At 33.2% G+C, this 15,981-nt stretch carries 14 protein-coding genes; 11 read left to right on the top strand and 3 right to left on the bottom strand.

The window, feature by feature from the left end:
* Positions 1-20 precede the first annotated feature (20 nt).
* The 10 genes from BXU10_RS17620 to BXU10_RS17665 all read left to right on the top strand — a co-directional run bounded on the left by BXU10_RS17620 (position 21) and on the right by BXU10_RS17665 (position 12,139).
* Positions 21-2,234: a TonB-dependent receptor domain-containing protein gene (locus BXU10_RS17620; RefSeq protein WP_078228880.1), complete on the top strand. Its 2,214-nt coding sequence runs from the start codon at positions 21-23 to the stop codon at positions 2,232-2,234.
* 253 nt (positions 2,235-2,487) lie between these two features.
* Complete coding sequence (locus tag BXU10_RS17625) at positions 2,488-3,243, top strand: intradiol ring-cleavage dioxygenase (RefSeq protein ID WP_031457572.1); 756 nt, start codon at positions 2,488-2,490, stop codon at positions 3,241-3,243.
* Between the two features lie 13 nt (positions 3,244-3,256).
* On the top strand, positions 3,257-3,949 hold the full coding sequence (locus BXU10_RS17630) for a hypothetical protein (protein ID WP_078228881.1): 693 nt from the start codon (positions 3,257-3,259) through the stop codon (positions 3,947-3,949).
* 6 nt (positions 3,950-3,955) lie between these two features.
* Positions 3,956-4,459, top strand: coding sequence for a hypothetical protein (locus BXU10_RS17635; RefSeq protein WP_078228882.1), 504 nt, complete (start codon positions 3,956-3,958; stop codon positions 4,457-4,459).
* A 247-nt stretch (positions 4,460-4,706) separates the two neighbouring features.
* Entirely contained in the window at positions 4,707-5,894 is a 1,188-nt protein-coding gene (pgk, locus tag BXU10_RS17640) for a phosphoglycerate kinase (protein WP_078228883.1), read from the top strand.
* A 110-nt stretch (positions 5,895-6,004) separates the two neighbouring features.
* Entirely contained in the window at positions 6,005-7,816 is a 1,812-nt protein-coding gene (locus tag BXU10_RS17645; RefSeq protein ID WP_078229254.1) for a LysM peptidoglycan-binding domain-containing protein, read from the top strand.
* Between the two features lie 48 nt (positions 7,817-7,864).
* Complete coding sequence (locus BXU10_RS17650; protein ID WP_078228884.1) at positions 7,865-8,839, top strand: DUF4837 family protein; 975 nt, start codon at positions 7,865-7,867, stop codon at positions 8,837-8,839.
* 51 nt (positions 8,840-8,890) lie between these two features.
* Complete coding sequence (locus BXU10_RS17655; RefSeq protein WP_078228885.1) at positions 8,891-9,532, top strand: DUF1579 domain-containing protein; 642 nt, start codon at positions 8,891-8,893, stop codon at positions 9,530-9,532.
* A 155-nt stretch (positions 9,533-9,687) separates the two neighbouring features.
* On the top strand, positions 9,688-10,134 hold the full coding sequence (locus BXU10_RS17660) for a GNAT family N-acetyltransferase (protein ID WP_078228886.1): 447 nt from the start codon (positions 9,688-9,690) through the stop codon (positions 10,132-10,134).
* A gap of 346 nt (positions 10,135-10,480) precedes the next feature.
* Complete coding sequence (locus BXU10_RS17665) at positions 10,481-12,139, top strand: S41 family peptidase (protein WP_078228887.1); 1,659 nt, start codon at positions 10,481-10,483, stop codon at positions 12,137-12,139.
* On the opposite strand, the gene BXU10_RS17670 is transcribed toward BXU10_RS17665, so the two are convergent.
* From BXU10_RS17670 to rnpA, 3 genes are all read right to left on the bottom strand, one after another.
* Positions 12,136-12,939 carry an OmpA family protein gene (locus BXU10_RS17670; RefSeq protein ID WP_078228888.1) on the bottom strand — a complete coding sequence of 268 codons (804 nt, stop codon included), beginning with the start codon at positions 12,937-12,939 and terminating at the stop codon, positions 12,136-12,138. The two genes, BXU10_RS17665 and BXU10_RS17670, sit on opposite strands and share 4 nt — an antisense overlap.
* Positions 12,940-12,944: 5 nt before the next feature.
* Positions 12,945-14,582 (bottom strand): S41 family peptidase, encoded by a 1,638-nt coding sequence (locus BXU10_RS17675; RefSeq protein ID WP_078228889.1) that lies wholly within the window; start codon positions 14,580-14,582, stop codon positions 12,945-12,947.
* A 101-nt stretch (positions 14,583-14,683) separates the two neighbouring features.
* Entirely contained in the window at positions 14,684-15,088 is a 405-nt protein-coding gene (gene rnpA, locus BXU10_RS17680; protein ID WP_078228890.1) for a ribonuclease P protein component, read from the bottom strand.
* A 126-nt stretch (positions 15,089-15,214) separates the two neighbouring features.
* On the opposite strand from rnpA, the gene BXU10_RS17685 reads away from it, so the two are divergent.
* Positions 15,215-15,955 carry a 1-acyl-sn-glycerol-3-phosphate acyltransferase gene (locus BXU10_RS17685; RefSeq protein ID WP_078228891.1) on the top strand — a complete coding sequence of 247 codons (741 nt, stop codon included), beginning with the start codon at positions 15,215-15,217 and terminating at the stop codon, positions 15,953-15,955.
* Positions 15,956-15,981: the final 26 nt, after the last annotated feature.

Consider the following 15,981-nt stretch of genomic DNA (forward strand, 5'->3'; position numbering starts at 1 on the left):
AAAAACCATTAATTTGAATAATGAAAGAATATACATTAATTGTCACGCTATTATTTAGTTTAAACGCTTTCACTCAGACTCAAAAAGGAATTGTTATTGATGAAAACGGAAAACCAATAGAAAACGTGACTATTACTAATCCAAAATCAAATACGCATTCGCATACTAATGAAACAGGGGTTTTTAATATTGATAAATCCAATATTGGGGATGTTCTGAATGTAATTGCATTGGGATACAAGAAGAGGATTTATGCAGTTACCGATTCTGAAATTAGCATTGTGATGGAAAGTGATAGTTTTAAACTGGAAGAAGTGATTATTCCCTCTAAAATAGCTGCCATTAATGTGATTTCAAAAATTGATCTGGAAACCACTCCGGTTAATTCTTCGCAGGAAATTTTACGTAAAGTCCCGGGATTATTTATTGGGCAGCATGCCGGCGGAGGTAAAGCTGAACAAATGTTTTTACGGGGTTTTGATGTCGATCACGGTACTGATATTGCGATTAATGTGGATGGAATGCCTGTAAATATGGTCTCTCACGCACACGGACAAGGTTATGCCGATTTGCATTTTGTTATCCCGGAAACGGTTGAGAAAATAGATTTTGGCAAAGGAACCTATTATGCAAACAAAGGTAATTTTGCAACGGCCGGATATGTTGATTTTGGCACAAAAGAAAAACTGGATTTTAGCAGTATTGCCGTAGAATTAGGGCAATTTAATACTTTTAGGACTGTCGGTTTGTTTGATCTTTTGGGAAATAACAAAAAGCAAAGTGCCTATATTGCTACTGAATATATTCTTACTGACGGACCATTCGATTCGCCTCAAAATTTTAACCGAATCAATTTATTTGGAAAATATTCTTTCGTGTTAGAAGATAATAGCCGTTTTTCAGTTACTGCTTCACGCTTCACCAGTAAGTGGGATGCTTCTGGGCAGGTACCGCAGCGATTGGTGGATGCAGGAACGATTTCAAGATTTGGATCAGTAGATGATACCGAAGGCGGGGCAACTTCCAGATCTAATTTTAATGTTTCATTGTTTAAACCAATTGATGACAATACTTTTTTGAAAGCCAATACCTTTTATTCAAATTATAAATTCGAATTGTTTTCGAACTTTACTTTTTTCCTGGAAGATCCTGTAAATGGTGATCAGATTAAGCAAAAAGAAGACAGAAATCTTTACGGAATTAATGCAGAACTGAATAAAAACATTCAGAAAGAATCGGTTGACCTGTTATTTCAATTGGGCTTTGGTATAAGAAATGACGCCACAACCAATACTGAATTGTCACATACATTGAATAGAAGCACCACCTTAGAACAAATCAAACTAGGAGATATTGATGAGTCAAATATATTTACGTATTTAAATTCGGAGATTCGTTTGGGGAAATGGCTGATTAACCCAGCCGTTCGACTGGATTATTTTAAATTCGGGTATCAGGATAAGCTGGCCGCTAATTACAAAACACAAACCGAAAGTCAGGCAAAAGTATCACCAAAACTAAATTTCGTTTATTCACAAAATAATAATTTGCAATTGTACATCAAAACGGGAACGGGTTTTCATTCCAATGATGCCAGAGTTGTCGTAGCAAATAATGGAAAAGAAATTTTGCCAACAGCAGCTGGAATAGATTTAGGTACGATTTGGAAACCGTTTCCAAGATTAATTGTTAATTCCGCTTTATGGTATTTGTATTTACAGCAAGAGTTTGTATATGTAGGCGATGCAGGAGTTGTAGAACCAAGCGGTAAAACGGGAAGGTCAGGTTTTGATTTGGGTATTCGCTATCAATTAAGTGATTATTTCTTTTTTAATCTGGATGCCAATTACACCTATGCACGAAGCATTAATGATCCTAAAGGGCAAAATTACATTCCGCTGGCCCCGGATTTTACATCTACTGGGGGATTAAGTTTTCAAAACTGGAAAAACTTTTCAGGCGGTTTGCGCTATAGATATATGAAAGACAGACCAGCCAACGAAGACAATTCGATAGTTGCAAGAGGATATTTTATATCAGATTTCAATATAAACTATACTTTCAAAAGAATAGCTTTTGGTATCACGATCGAAAATATATTCAATTCGAAATGGAATGAAACACAGTTTGCTACAGAATCCAGATTAAAAAATGAAACTGCAAGTGTAGAAGAAATTCATTTTACTCCCGGAACTCCTTTTTTCCTGAAAGTTGGAATAAATTACAAATTTTAATTCTTTGAAATCATTGCACCTTTTTTAGTGACAATATCTAAACAGTAATTAAACTGGAGAAATTCAGGGTAATTTTTAATAGCCCATCAACCCTCATTCATTTGCGAAATAGATATAAAAAGTTTTAAATTTTAAAAGGAATAAATTTTATTTTAACAATTTTACCTCATAAAAACCTGTCATTACCTCATAAATTTTAAGTTCATTATAAGTTTAAATATTTTTACAACCATAAACTGTAAATGGTGTTATTATGAAAAGAAAAGATTTTTTAAGAGGTCTGGGTTTAGTAGGAATAGGCTCTTTGGCTATTCCAATTTTAAACGCATGTAGCAAAGACGATGATTCTTCAGAATCCTCAACCGATACAGAAACAGCTACTGATACTGGTGCTAACTCTGGCTCTTCAGCAGATTGTTCGGTTACTTCTTCAGAAACGGCTGGTCCATTTCCTACCATTTCTCCATCGTCTTTGGTAAAATCAAATATTGTTATGGACAGAACAGGCGTCGCTTTTACGATTAATATCACTATAAAAAACACAAAAGCCAGTTGTGCTGCTTTAAAAGGTGCTATTGTAGATATTTGGCATTGTGACAAAGATGGATATTATTCTGAGTATGGTGGAACTTCAATGCAGTCTGTCAATTATACAACATACCATTTTCTAAGAGGAAGACAAACTACAGATGATAACGGTTTAGTAACTTTTACTTCTATTTTTCCGGGTTGGTACACGAGCCGTGCCACACATATTCATGTTCATATTTACAATGCTAGCGGAACCTCGCTACTGGTGACTCAAATTGCATTCCCAGAAGGTTCGGGAAGTGCTGTTGCTTTGGTAAATGCATCAAGCGCGAATGGATATACAAAAGGTTTATCCGGTTACACTTATAATGCATCTGATAATGTCTTTTCTGATTCGGTGGCAAACGAGCTGGCAACAGTTACAGGTAGTATCGCAGAAGGTTTTGTATTAAAACATACTATAAATGTTGCCAGTTAAAAAAATCTAAAAAATGATTAAGCAAATTCCAGCTCAGATTTATAAGTCAGAAACAAGAGGTGTTTTCAAATCAGAAAAATACAATTGTTTTGCCACTTTTAATTTTGATCAGTATCAGGAGTTGTCCAGATTACCATTTGGTTCGTTACAAATTTTAAACGAAGAAATACTTGCTCCCCAACATTGTATTTCCAGAGTAATAAAAGCGAATACAAATGTGATTATTTTACCCTTATTTGGCGGTATAGAATATAAAGACAATCTTGGTAATGCTGAATTTTTAAGAGTTGAGCAAATTAGGGTAATTGGTGTAGAGGAAGAAATAACCGTAGAAATTTTTAATCCTTATGAAAATGAAAACGTCAGTTTTCTTACCATTCATTTTGAAATGGATACGCGATATTTTAAAAATTATTTCCAGAAATCTGAAATCAATTTTACGGTCAGAAACAAATTAATTCAATTGTTTGAGATAGATAAAGCAATTGGTAGTATTGGCATATTTGACGGAAGAAAGAAAGGCTTTTATACTTTAAAAAATCCTAAAAACGGTATTTTCGTATATGTTGTTAATGGTGCTTTTGAAGTCGAAGATAGACTTTTAGAACCAAAAGACGGTTTAAGTATGGAAAAAACAGAAATGATTGAATGGGAAGCATTATCAGAAAATGCTGTTTTATTGGTGTTTGAAGTTGCTTTAAAATAAGAACTTATGAAAATATCAAAAATAAAGCTGGCTTATCGCGTAATTATTGATAGTTCTTCTAGAATAATCTGGGATAAATATGTTTTTGAAGATACTTTTAAGGAATATAAAATGCAAAGCCAGCAATTCAATTCGGCTGAAAATCCTAAAAATACGTTTAGGGAATTATTATCTGAAAATGAAAAGGCCTCTCAGCTGCATTTTTTGGTTGGAATTGCGGCAGACGGGTATGTGCAACAATTAAAAGGAAATTTTCACAGGGTTTCAGATGTACTTGGTAATCAGTATTTTTCTTTTGTCAATTATCAGCTCGATATTGTCAATACTGATATTACAGATCATTCCAAACATAAAATAGGAATTACATTTTATTCACCATTATTAACTTATTTCGGAATTATAGAAGGTAACTATGTCGTTTCTAAAAACACCGAAAACACAAACGAATACGAAACCATTATGTTTCCCGTACAGCCCCATTTGTCAGTCTGTTATATTCAGCAGGAATAGTTAAACAAAAACATTATTATTTTTTGCCTTTTCTAACTTAATACTTTATTAGAAAAGGCTTTTTTTATCTTTTGACTGATTATTCGTCTTATAAATTTGTGTTTAATATTTAATAAAGAAATTTATTTGTGAAATTATAACGATTTCGTTCTTTAAATTATCGGTTTTTTAGTTTATCCGAATTTATAAGAACCTTAAAAGTTCTATATTTGTTTTTCTTTCAAAAAAACCATAAAATAATTATCAAATGAAAACTCTAAACGATTTCGATTTTAAAAATAAAAAAGCAATTATCCGTGTAGATTTTAATGTGCCTTTGGATGAAAATTTCAATGTAACAGATGCAACACGTATTGAAGCTGCAAAACCAACTATTGATGCTATACTGGCTCAGGGCGGAAGCGTGATTTTAATGTCACACTTAGGAAGACCAAAAGGAGCTGAAGAAAAATATTCATTAAAGCATATTTTAAAAACGGCTTCTGAAATTTTAGGAGTAAATGTTCAGTTTGCAGAAAACTGTGTGGGTGAGCCTGCTCAGACTGCTGCCAAAAACTTAAAACCGGGAGAAGTTTTATTACTTGAGAATCTGCGTTTTCATGCTGAAGAAGAAGCAGGAGATGTTGCTTTTGCAAAAGAATTAGCCTCACTAGGAGATATTTATGTAAATGATGCTTTTGGAACGGCTCACAGAGCGCATGCTTCAACAACTATTATTGCACAATTTTTCCCAACTGAAAAATGTTTCGGAACATTATTGGCAAAAGAAATTGAAAGTTTAAATAAAGTACTTAAAAATAGCGAAAAACCAGTTGTGGCTATTTTAGGAGGTTCTAAAGTTTCTTCTAAAATCACGGTTATCGAAAATATCCTTGATAAAGTTGACCACATGATTATTGGTGGCGGTATGACTTTTACCTTCGTGAAAGCGCAAGGCGGAAAAATTGGAGAATCTATCTGTGAAGATGACAAACAGGATTTAGCACTTGAAATTTTAAGACTAGCTAAAGAAAAAGGAGTTCAGATTCACATTCCGGTTGATGTAATTGCTGCTGATGATTTTTCAAATACAGCCAATACTCAGGTAGTAGATGTAACGGCAATTCCTGATGGATGGCAAGGTCTGGATGCAGGTCCTAAATCTTTGGAAAACTTCAAAAAAGTAATTTTAGAATCGAAAACGATTTTATGGAATGGTCCTCTTGGTGTTTTTGAAATGGAAACTTTCTCAAAAGGAACTATTGCTTTAGGTGACTATATTGCTGAGTCAACTGCAAATGGTGCTTTTTCACTTGTTGGCGGAGGTGATTCTGTAGCAGCAGTAAAACAATTCGGTTTTGAAGATAAAATGAGTTATGTATCTACAGGCGGAGGAGCTATGCTGGAGATGTTAGAAGGAAGAATTTTACCTGGTATCGCTGCTATTTTAGACTAAAATATAACAATTAACATTTTTTTTTACGTTTTTTAGCGTTATTCTGCTTAAGTTTGTAAAAATACCATTTCTGTAATTATTTGGATTATAGAATTTTAAAAAAATGTTATATGATTATAAGAAAAATTTCCTTAGCGGTTTCAGTCTTTTTTTCAATAACTGGTTTTGCACAAGATGTAGTAAAAGCAGATACCGAAATAAAGCCTGAAGTAAAGATTTCGTACTTAGATTCAGTAAAAAATTCATTTGTAAAAAATGACTTAGCCATTCGTGTAGATAGTCTCTGGATGAATGAATTAACAAGTCTGGATATCTATGATGATCTGTGTAAGGATATTCAAACAATTAATAAAGACGTTACAATTGATCAGGAATTGCCAACAGAGCTATTAAAACAGCGTCTTCAGGTAATGAATGAAAAATCACCGTTTGAAATAGAATACAATCAGGGATTAGAAAATATAATAAAGTCATTTCTTAAAAATCGTAAAAAATCGTTTTCCCGATTAATGGCTTTATCAGAATATTATTTCCCAATTTTTGAGGATGCGTTTGCGAAGCAAAATGTTCCTTTAGAAATTAAATATTTAGCCGTTGTAGAATCTGCTTTAAATCCTAAAGCAGTTTCTAAAATGGGCGCTACCGGACTTTGGCAATTCATGTACGGTACCGGAAAACAATACGATCTTAAAATTGATTCCTATATTGATGAACGCAGTGATCCGCTTAAAGCAACTGCAGCAGCATCAGAATATATGACTAAAATGTTTAATGTTTTTGGCGACTGGGAACTTGTTTTGGCTTCATACAACTCAGGCCCTGGTAATGTAACAAAAGCAATTCGTCGTTCAGGCGGGAAAACGAAATACTGGGATATTCGAAATTATCTTCCAAAAGAAACACAGGGGTATGTACCTGCATTTTTAGCCACAATGTATCTTTTTGAATTTCATAAAGAACATGGTATTAATCCGCAAAGAGCTGTTGTGAAAAACTTTGAAACAGATACAATTCGAATCAAAGAAAAAATGTCTTTTAAACAAATTGCCGATTTGTTAGACATGCCGCAATCTCAATTAGAACTTTTAAACCCTTCCTACAAACTAAAAGTCGTTCCATATTACCAAAACGAAGAACACTTTTTACGTCTGCCAAAAGATAAAATCGCAACTTTTGTAAATAACGAGGATAAAATTTACGCTTACGTAAAACATGATTCCAATATCTATAAAATGCCTTCTCGTCTTGCACAGAAATTAACTCCAAAAATAAAGACAAAGTCTATAAAAGTTCCTGAACCATTAGATTTGGAATCGTATATAGTTCAGAAAGGAGATAATTTGAGTTCGATTGCTGAAAAATATGATGTTGCTGTAGCAGATATTAAACAATGGAACAACCTTAAGAACAATTCAGTAGTAGTAGGGAGATCTTTAAAAATAAAACCTAAGGATTTAATTTCAAAAACTGCTCAGGAAGTAATTAAAAAACCAACTGAAACAGCAGTAGCATCTACTGAGATCTCAAACAAAAATGAAATTGAAGTAGAATATGTTGTGAAAAATGGAGATAATCTGGGTAATATTGCAAAAAAATTCGGAGTTACTTTATCAGAATTAAAAGAATGGAATGGCCTTACATCAAACAATCTTGCATTAGGCAAAACATTAGTTGTTTCAAAAAAGGAAAATACTGTTGTTGAAACTACAACTACAGTTGTTGCGTCAAATTCAATTGATTCTTTTAAGAAAAAAGCAGCTACCGCGAAAAGTATTGGAGAAGATTATTACGTTAAAAAAGGAGATTCTTTGTATAGCATCTCGAAAAAATATCCAGGTGTGACCATTTCAGATATTAAAAAATGGAACGGCATTAAAGATGAGGATATCAAACCAGGAATGAAGCTTAAAATAAACGGATAAATAAAATATCTTACCTAAATTTGGGTTTTATTTCATATAATTTTTAAAATGAATAAAACCCATTTTTTGTTTCTGCTACTTTCTGTTTTACTGGTTTCCTGTTTTCAAAAAAATGAACATCAGGCTCAGCCAAATGCTGGTAAAACCAACACAATTTCCATAATCATTGACGATCAGTTGTGGTATGGCGAAGTAGGTGACAGTATTCGAAATAAATTCGCATCACCGGTTTTAGGCCTAACACAAGAAGAGCCTTTATTTACAATCAATCAATATCCTGCAAAACTACTTGAAGGTTTTGTGACAGACAGCCGAAGCATTATTGTAATAAAAAAGGCTGCTACAGACAAGTTTGAGGTTAAAACCAATACTAAAGCCTTACCGCATAATACTTTTCGAATTTACGGGAAATCAAATGAAGATTTAATTTGCAGTATCGAAATGAACTCGCCGGAAATCATTAAAGCAATTCGTCAAACAGAAATTAGAAAATTGCAGCAGGATAACCAAAAATCACTTCTAAATCCGGCAATTATCAAAAACAAATTTCATATCGATTTGCAAGTTCCAACGGGTTACGAATACATGTTACATAAACGCAATTTCATTTGGCTGAAGAAAGAAATTATTAGCGGGAGTACCAGTCTGCTTGTTTATCAGATTCCCTTAAACAGACTGATGAAAAATCCCAATGTTGTTGGTAATATTGTTAGAATGCGTGATTCGGTTGGACATTATATTAAAGGGCGCGAAACAAATACCCAGATGATTACCGGAGAAGATTATGCACCTTATTTTTCCATTACAACTTTAAACGGAAAAAAGACTTTTGAGACAAAAGGGACATGGGAGTTAAAAAACGATTTTATGACAGGGCCTTTTATCAACTATGCGATAGTAGATAAAGTTTATAATCGAATTTTGGTAATTGAAGGATTCTGTTACTCACCCTCCAATCAGGAACGTGATTTAATGTTAGAACTGGAAGCGATTATAAAATCGGTAAGAATAGAAAAGAGATAGTAAATTTATTTTCCATACTTTTGTTTGTAACAAACATTAAATCAGGAAATTATGAAAAATTTATTTGTAACATTATTGATGTTAGTTTTGTGTTTTTCTTCTTGTAAAAAAGAAGTAAAAACAGAAATTGAAAGTTCTAAAGCTGTTGATAGTATAAAAACAGAAGATTCAATTGCTGAAATGCCTTTAGATTCTGCTGCGCAAATCAAGGCATGGATGGAATATGCAACGCCGGGATCGCCTCATAAAATGATGGCTGATGAAACCGGAACATGGAATTGTGACATGACTTTTTGGGAAGAAGAAGGAGGTAAACCTGAAAAGGCAAGTTCTACGACAAATATAAAAATGATTCTGGGAGGTCGTTATCAGGAAGCTAATTATCAGGGAACGATGATGGGACAGCCATTTGAAGGAAAATCTACATTAGCCTACAATAATGCCAGTAAAGAATACACCACTACTTTTATTGACAATATGGGGACGGGCATGATGGTTGCTACAGGTAAATATGATGATAAGACTAAAAGTATGGAACTTAAAGGCGAAATGGTAAACCCAATAAACGGAAAAAAAACACCATATCGTGAAGTGTACACGATCGTGGATGCAACAACCCGTAAAATGGAGATGTATGATACAAAAAAAGGGAAGGAATATAAAAGCATGGAAATCATTATGAAGAAAAAATAATCTACATTCCTAATGATTAGAAAAAATAGAAAAAATCCCGATTGCGAGATATCATCGGGATTTTTTGTTGAAACACATAGATGTATTCTTTCTGTTTTCATTTTTTAAATTAATTTTACTCTTTTGAATTAGAATAAATAATAAAATAATACGCAATGGAATTAAAATGGAAAATAAAGTCTTTTGAGGCCTTAACGGTTCATGAACTATATGATTTATTGAAACTAAGAAGTGAAATCTTTGTAGTGGAACAAAATTGCGTTTATTTAGATCTTGACGGGAAAGATAAGAATGCTTTACATCTAATAGGAGAGTATGATGGTAAAACCGTTGCTCATGCGCGATTATTAGATGCGGGAATAAGTTTCGATAATGCTTCAATAGGAAGAGTAGTTGTTGATCTCAATTACCGTGACCGTAAATGGGGACATGATTTAATGCGGGAAGCCATTGCAGGAATAAAGTCAAATTTTGGAAAAGAAAAAATTACAATAGGTGCGCAGTTATACCTAAAAAAATTCTACGAAAGTCATGGATTTATACAAACCAGTGAAATGTATCTGGAAGATGATATCCCGCATATTGAGATGGTAAGGAATTAAGCTTTACCAAAAATTTAATTTTTCTAAAAGATTTTATAAAAAGCCTTGAACTTACCAGGAGGGCACTGAAAAAGTGGCTATTTATCAAAAGAGGTTGTTTTCAAATATGAAAACAACCTCTTTTTCTTTAATGTATTCGGATAGGTGATTGAGAACACTTTCGTACAGACGATTCTCAGAGCCTCCATTTTACTTGTAAAATTACCTTTTTAATTTTAAAGGACTTTTTCAGTGCCCTCCTTACCAGATGGAGGCTTTTTATTGCCTGTAACTTTATGATTATAATAACATTATTTAATATTCACTTGTCTATTTTAGTTTCTGTAATTAAGAAAATTTATAATAAATGGATAAAATAAAGTGGGTTTTGGTTTTTTGTTATTTTAGTTTTTTAAGTTTCGGTCAAAACCAATCGATCGACAAAACGGATAAGAAAAAAGTTGAAAATCTGGCAAGTTTGGCAAAAATTTGGGGATTTCTTAAATATTATCATCCAAATGTTGTGAAAGGCAGTTTTAACTGGGATGAACAATTATTGGAAGTATTACCTAAAGTTGAAAAAGCTACAACAAGGGAGGAATTGTCTAAAATCTATCTTGACTGGATTGTTGGTCTTGGAGATTTAAAAGAATGCCAATCGTGTAAAAACGATGTCAAAAAGAAGTATTTTGAAAAGAATTTAGATTTTTCATGGATGGATGATTCGAATACTTTTACTACTGAGCTTTCTCAAAAACTCAGATATATAGAATCAAACAGGTTTCAGGGCAAGAACTTTTATGTTACAACGACTTCACGTGACAACATTCAGATAACTAATGAACCTGAGTACAAAAACTTCGAATTTCCGGGGCGAAATCTGCGCTTGGTAAGCTTATTCCGATATTGGAATATTGTAGAATATTTTTTTCCTTATAAATATATGACCGATCAAAACTGGAATTCTGCTTTGGAAGAAATGATCCCTAAGTTTTTGAATGCTGAGAATACAACTGCGTATCATTTAGTGATGTTAGAAACAGTTATTAAATTAGATGACACACATGCTAATTTTTACACCAATCATATTGGAAATTTTTTTGGAACCAAATCTTTACCGGTATTTTTTAACCTGGTAGAAAATCAAATTGCAATTACAGGATTTCCATATCATTCAGGAACAGAATGGGATGGACTCAAGACAGGTGATATTATCGAAGAAATAGACAATAATAATGTTTTGAAAACTATCAGTGAAAGAAAAAAATACATTCATGGCTCTAACCAAAATACAAAAGCAAGGAATTATGATTATTTGGTTTTAAGCAGCAGTACAGATTCTGTCAATCTTAAATTAAGAAGAAATGATCAGTTTTTTTATAAAAACGTAAAACTGCTGGAAGGAAACAAATTCATTGGAAAAATAAACGCTAACACTAAAAAGTATTATATAGACGAAAATAATATTGGATATATAGATCTGGCTCTTTTAGAAATAAAAGATCAGGATGAAATGATGCAGAAACTAAATTCGACAAAAGCTCTTATAATAGATGTTAGGAATCCGAATTTTATACCATTTAGAATTGCCAGTAGGTTAATAACGACAAATAAAGAGTATGCGAAAATTGTAAAACCGGATTTAAGTTATCCGGGAAGATTTATCTGGGAAAAGCCTCTGATAAATACTCCGATTAAAAATGAATACTATACAGGAAAAGTGGTTTTAATAGTGAATGACCAAACGCAAAGTTCAAGTGAATTTATGGCGATGCTCTTACAATCCGGAAACAACGTTACAACTCTGGGAAGTCAAACAGCCGGGGCAGACGGTGATATTTCGAAAGTAGAATTTATAGGGTTTAAAGCAGTTATGAGCGGACTTGGTGTTTTTTATCAGGATGGAACCCCAACTCAACGTACAGGTGTAAAGATAGATATTACGGTTCATCCTACAATTAAAGGTATTCAGGAAGGTAGAGATGAATTGATGGAAGCAGCACAAAAGTATTTGCTGGAAAACTAAATCTTAGTAATATAAAATTCAACTCTCCGGTCTAAATTGTCCCCTTTTCCAAGCGGATATTTGTTGCCGCAGCCCTGAAATGTCATGCGGCTTTTGGATATTTTTTTCGATGCCAAATAGAAAAACACTGTTTTGGCACGATTCCAGGAAAGTCTTCTTTCGTTATTTTCCCGGTCTATTCCGTCTGTGTACATTTCAGGAGTACAGCACACATGACCTCTGATTTCAAACTGAATGTTTTTTTTGGATTGCAGAATGGTAACAATTTTATCTAATTCTTTTTTAGAATGGTACGTTAGTTTTGAACTCCCAAGATCAAACAATATGTTTTCCAGTAAAACTTTATCACCTACGTTTAATTCGCTTTTTAATGAATTACGAATTCCTTTTTCGTAACTGTTTTTTTTAACGGCAATCAAATCGACCCTGCGGTTTTTTGATCTCGTTTCATGTAGGTCTTCAACGGTATCGCTCCTGATTATAACCCGTCCTTTTCCTTCAAGAATAATTATTTTACTTTTGTTAAAGCCTTTTGAAACTAATATTTCCTGTATAGTATTTACCCTGTCATAAGATAAACGGTAGTTATATTCGTCATTGCCACGATCATCGCAATAGCCGTAAATCTGTATGGATTCTATTTTTGTGGTGTCTAAGTTTTTTACAAAATCGGTGATGACTTTGGTTTGCTGACTGGTAAGGACGTATTTGTCAAAATCAAAATAAATGGTTTCGATGGGTTTTTGCTGCGCCGATAAATTGTAAATGAATAACAGAAATAACGCTTTGCAAAGTTTCATTTTTTCTACATTTTTAAAATCGTTTTGTACTCAGTTTGATTATTTAAGACTGTCACCGCTTTTTTAATTTCTGAATTGTTTTTAATGTAATATTGATATAGACCTTCCTGATATTGGTATCTTTTGATAAGTTCTTCCAGAATCAGGTTTTTAATTTCTTTTTGATTTTTATCTAATAGCGTAGTTTCACTTTTTTCAAGTGCATTTAATAGTTGCTTATATTCAATAACAATTGCTTCATCAATTTGTTCGTTTTTGGCCGCTGCCAAAGTGTTTTTCAAAGCCAGTTCGGTTTCTGTATCGAAAGTAAATTTATTGGCTTTTAAATATTGTTTGAAAGCAATGTAATCAGCATCTGTAATCGTTGGAATCTTATCTCCTAAATTCGGGTTTTTATAATAATAGGTTGTGGCATAATCAAAAATTCCGTCGTTTTTTAATAGCGCATTTGTAATTGGACTCATTTTGGTTTCATCCAGTTCAATATCAGGCAAAACACCACCACCATCATAAACTGTTCGTCCTTTTCTTGTTTTAAAAGCATTAAAGTTTTTAGAATCAGTTTTTTGGGCTACACCATTTTTGTCTTTATGAGCATAATCCAGTGCCTGAATACAACGTCCTGAAGGAGTATAATAACGTGAAATAGTTACTTTTAGTTGTGTTCCGTAAGTCAATTCTACGGTACGTTGTACCAAACCTTTTCCAAAACTACGGCTTCCTAAAATAACGGCACGATCTAAATCCTGCAAAGCTCCGGAAACAATTTCTGATGCCGAAGCACTTTTTCCGTTTACCAAAATAGCCAGTGGAATCTGAGTATCTATAGGTTCTTTAGTAGTTTTATAGGTGTTATTGTGTTTTTCAATTCTTGATTTTGTAGTTACAATCACTTCATTTTTGGGAACAAACAAATTGCAAATATCAATGGCTTCATTTAATAAACCGCCGGGATTTCCTCTCAAATCGAGCACAATTTGAGTAGCTCCCTGAGTTTTTAGTTTTTCAAGAGCCTCTTTTACTTCAGCTGCCGCTTTTCGACTAAAATGTGCCAAAACAATATATCCTGTTTTATCATCAATTTTTCCATAAAACGGAACCGACTTAATATCAACTTCATCCAAAACCAAATCGGTAGTATAGGTTTTTCCCTGACGCAGGTATTTTATTTTGATCTTAGTGTTTTTTGTTCCTTTAAGCAATTGCGATGCATCGTCCTTAAAATCGGCAATCAAAACATCTCCAATTTGTATAATTTCGTCTCCGGCTTTCAATCCCGCTTTATCCGCAGGATAATTTTTATAAGGCTCACGAACAATTAAGCGGTCTTTTTTACGTGCAATCATAGCACCAATTCCGGTATATTCGCCGGTATTATTGATTTTAAAATTTACAACATCCTGTTCATTAAAGTAAACGGTATAAGGATCCAAACTCCCCAGCATACTTTTAATGCCTTTATCCATCAGGTCACCCGGATTAGTTTCATCGACATAATTGGTGTTAACGGCTTTGAATAAAGTGGTAAAGATTTCTATCTGTTTGGCTATTTCAAAGAAATCATCTTTGAAACTGGTTCCAATAAATAGAAATCCTATAGCAACGGCTGGTATAACAAATTTCTTTTTGAAATAAGAAGTCATAATTTTGAATTGTCTTAAATTATAAAGTACTAAAATAATAATAAATCACCAATTAAGGCGATTCGTTCAGGTGAATCTCAATTGGTATTTGAAATGATGGATTACATTTCTGTTTTATTTTCAGAATCTGTAGTTTTATTTATTTGCAGAAGAAATTTCTCAAACAACTGAATCGTTTTGGTATTGATTTCTTCGCAAGATAATTTGTCTTTAGTCTGATAAAAAAACATCAAAGAATAAGGCTGTTGCACATTATCCCAAAGCAAATTTTTGTTTAAACGGTAGGTTTCCCTTAAAACACGTTTGAAGTAATTGCGGTCAACGGCTTTCTTGAAATATTTCTTAGAAACGGAAACTCCAATTTTAATTTTTTCTTCTGAATCAGCTTCCGCCTGACGGTAAACCAAACGTAACGGATATTTCGAAACCGATTTTCCTTCAGAAAAAAGTAATCCAATTGTCGTTTTGCTCTTTAAGCGTTCATTTTTTGGGTATGTGAAGTTCATTTAATTCAGAAAAAATTTGCAATTTTAGAGGCAAAGGTACAATTAAACCAGAAAAGCGGTTATTGTTTTCAATTTTTATACCGCTAAAAATTTATTTATTACTTTTGGCAATTAATTTTTTTAAGCATGCAAAAGATAATTTCGTATCCAATCTCCGTAATTTATTATTTATGTTTTGGATTGTGTTTGCTGATTTTTCACCCAATACAATGGTTTTGCCTTAATGTTTTTGGTTATCAGGCTCACAAAATTAGCGTTGATTATTTGAATTTCTTCCTTTTAAGATGTACTAATCTTGTGGGAACCAGATATACAATTGAAAACAGAGAGACAATTCCCACGGGAGTTCCATTGATTTTTGTATCGAATCACCAAAGTATGTACGATATCGTGGCAATGATTTGGTACTTTAGACGTTTTCATTGTAAATTTGTAAGTAAGAAAGAGTTAGGTAGTGGAATCCCAAGCGTTTCATACAATTTACGCCATGGAGGTTCAGTACTAATTGACCGTAAAGACCCTAAACAAGCGATTCCTGTAATCAAAGGCTTGTCTGAATATATTGAAAAGAACACAAGATCTGCTGTGATTTTTCCCGAAGGAACCAGAAGTAAAACAGGAAAGCCTAAAGAATTTGCCCAAAGTGGTTTAAAAATCCTTTGCAAATATGCGCCTTCAGCTTATGTTGTTCCAGTGAGTATTAACAATTCATGGAAAATGGTAAAATATGGGTTTTTCCCTGTTGGTTTAGCAAATCATCTTACCTTTACCGCCCATAAAGCAATGGCCGTTAAAGATTATGATTTTGCTGAGTTAATGAGATTGACAGAAAAGGCAGTTGTAGAAGGAGTGAATGAATATAAATAGATTTTGTATTTAGAGAGAGAATTCTA

This window comes from Flavobacterium sp. LM4 (assembly GCF_002017935.1).
GTDB classification, from domain to species: Bacteria; Bacteroidota; Bacteroidia; order Flavobacteriales; family Flavobacteriaceae; genus Flavobacterium; species Flavobacterium chungangense.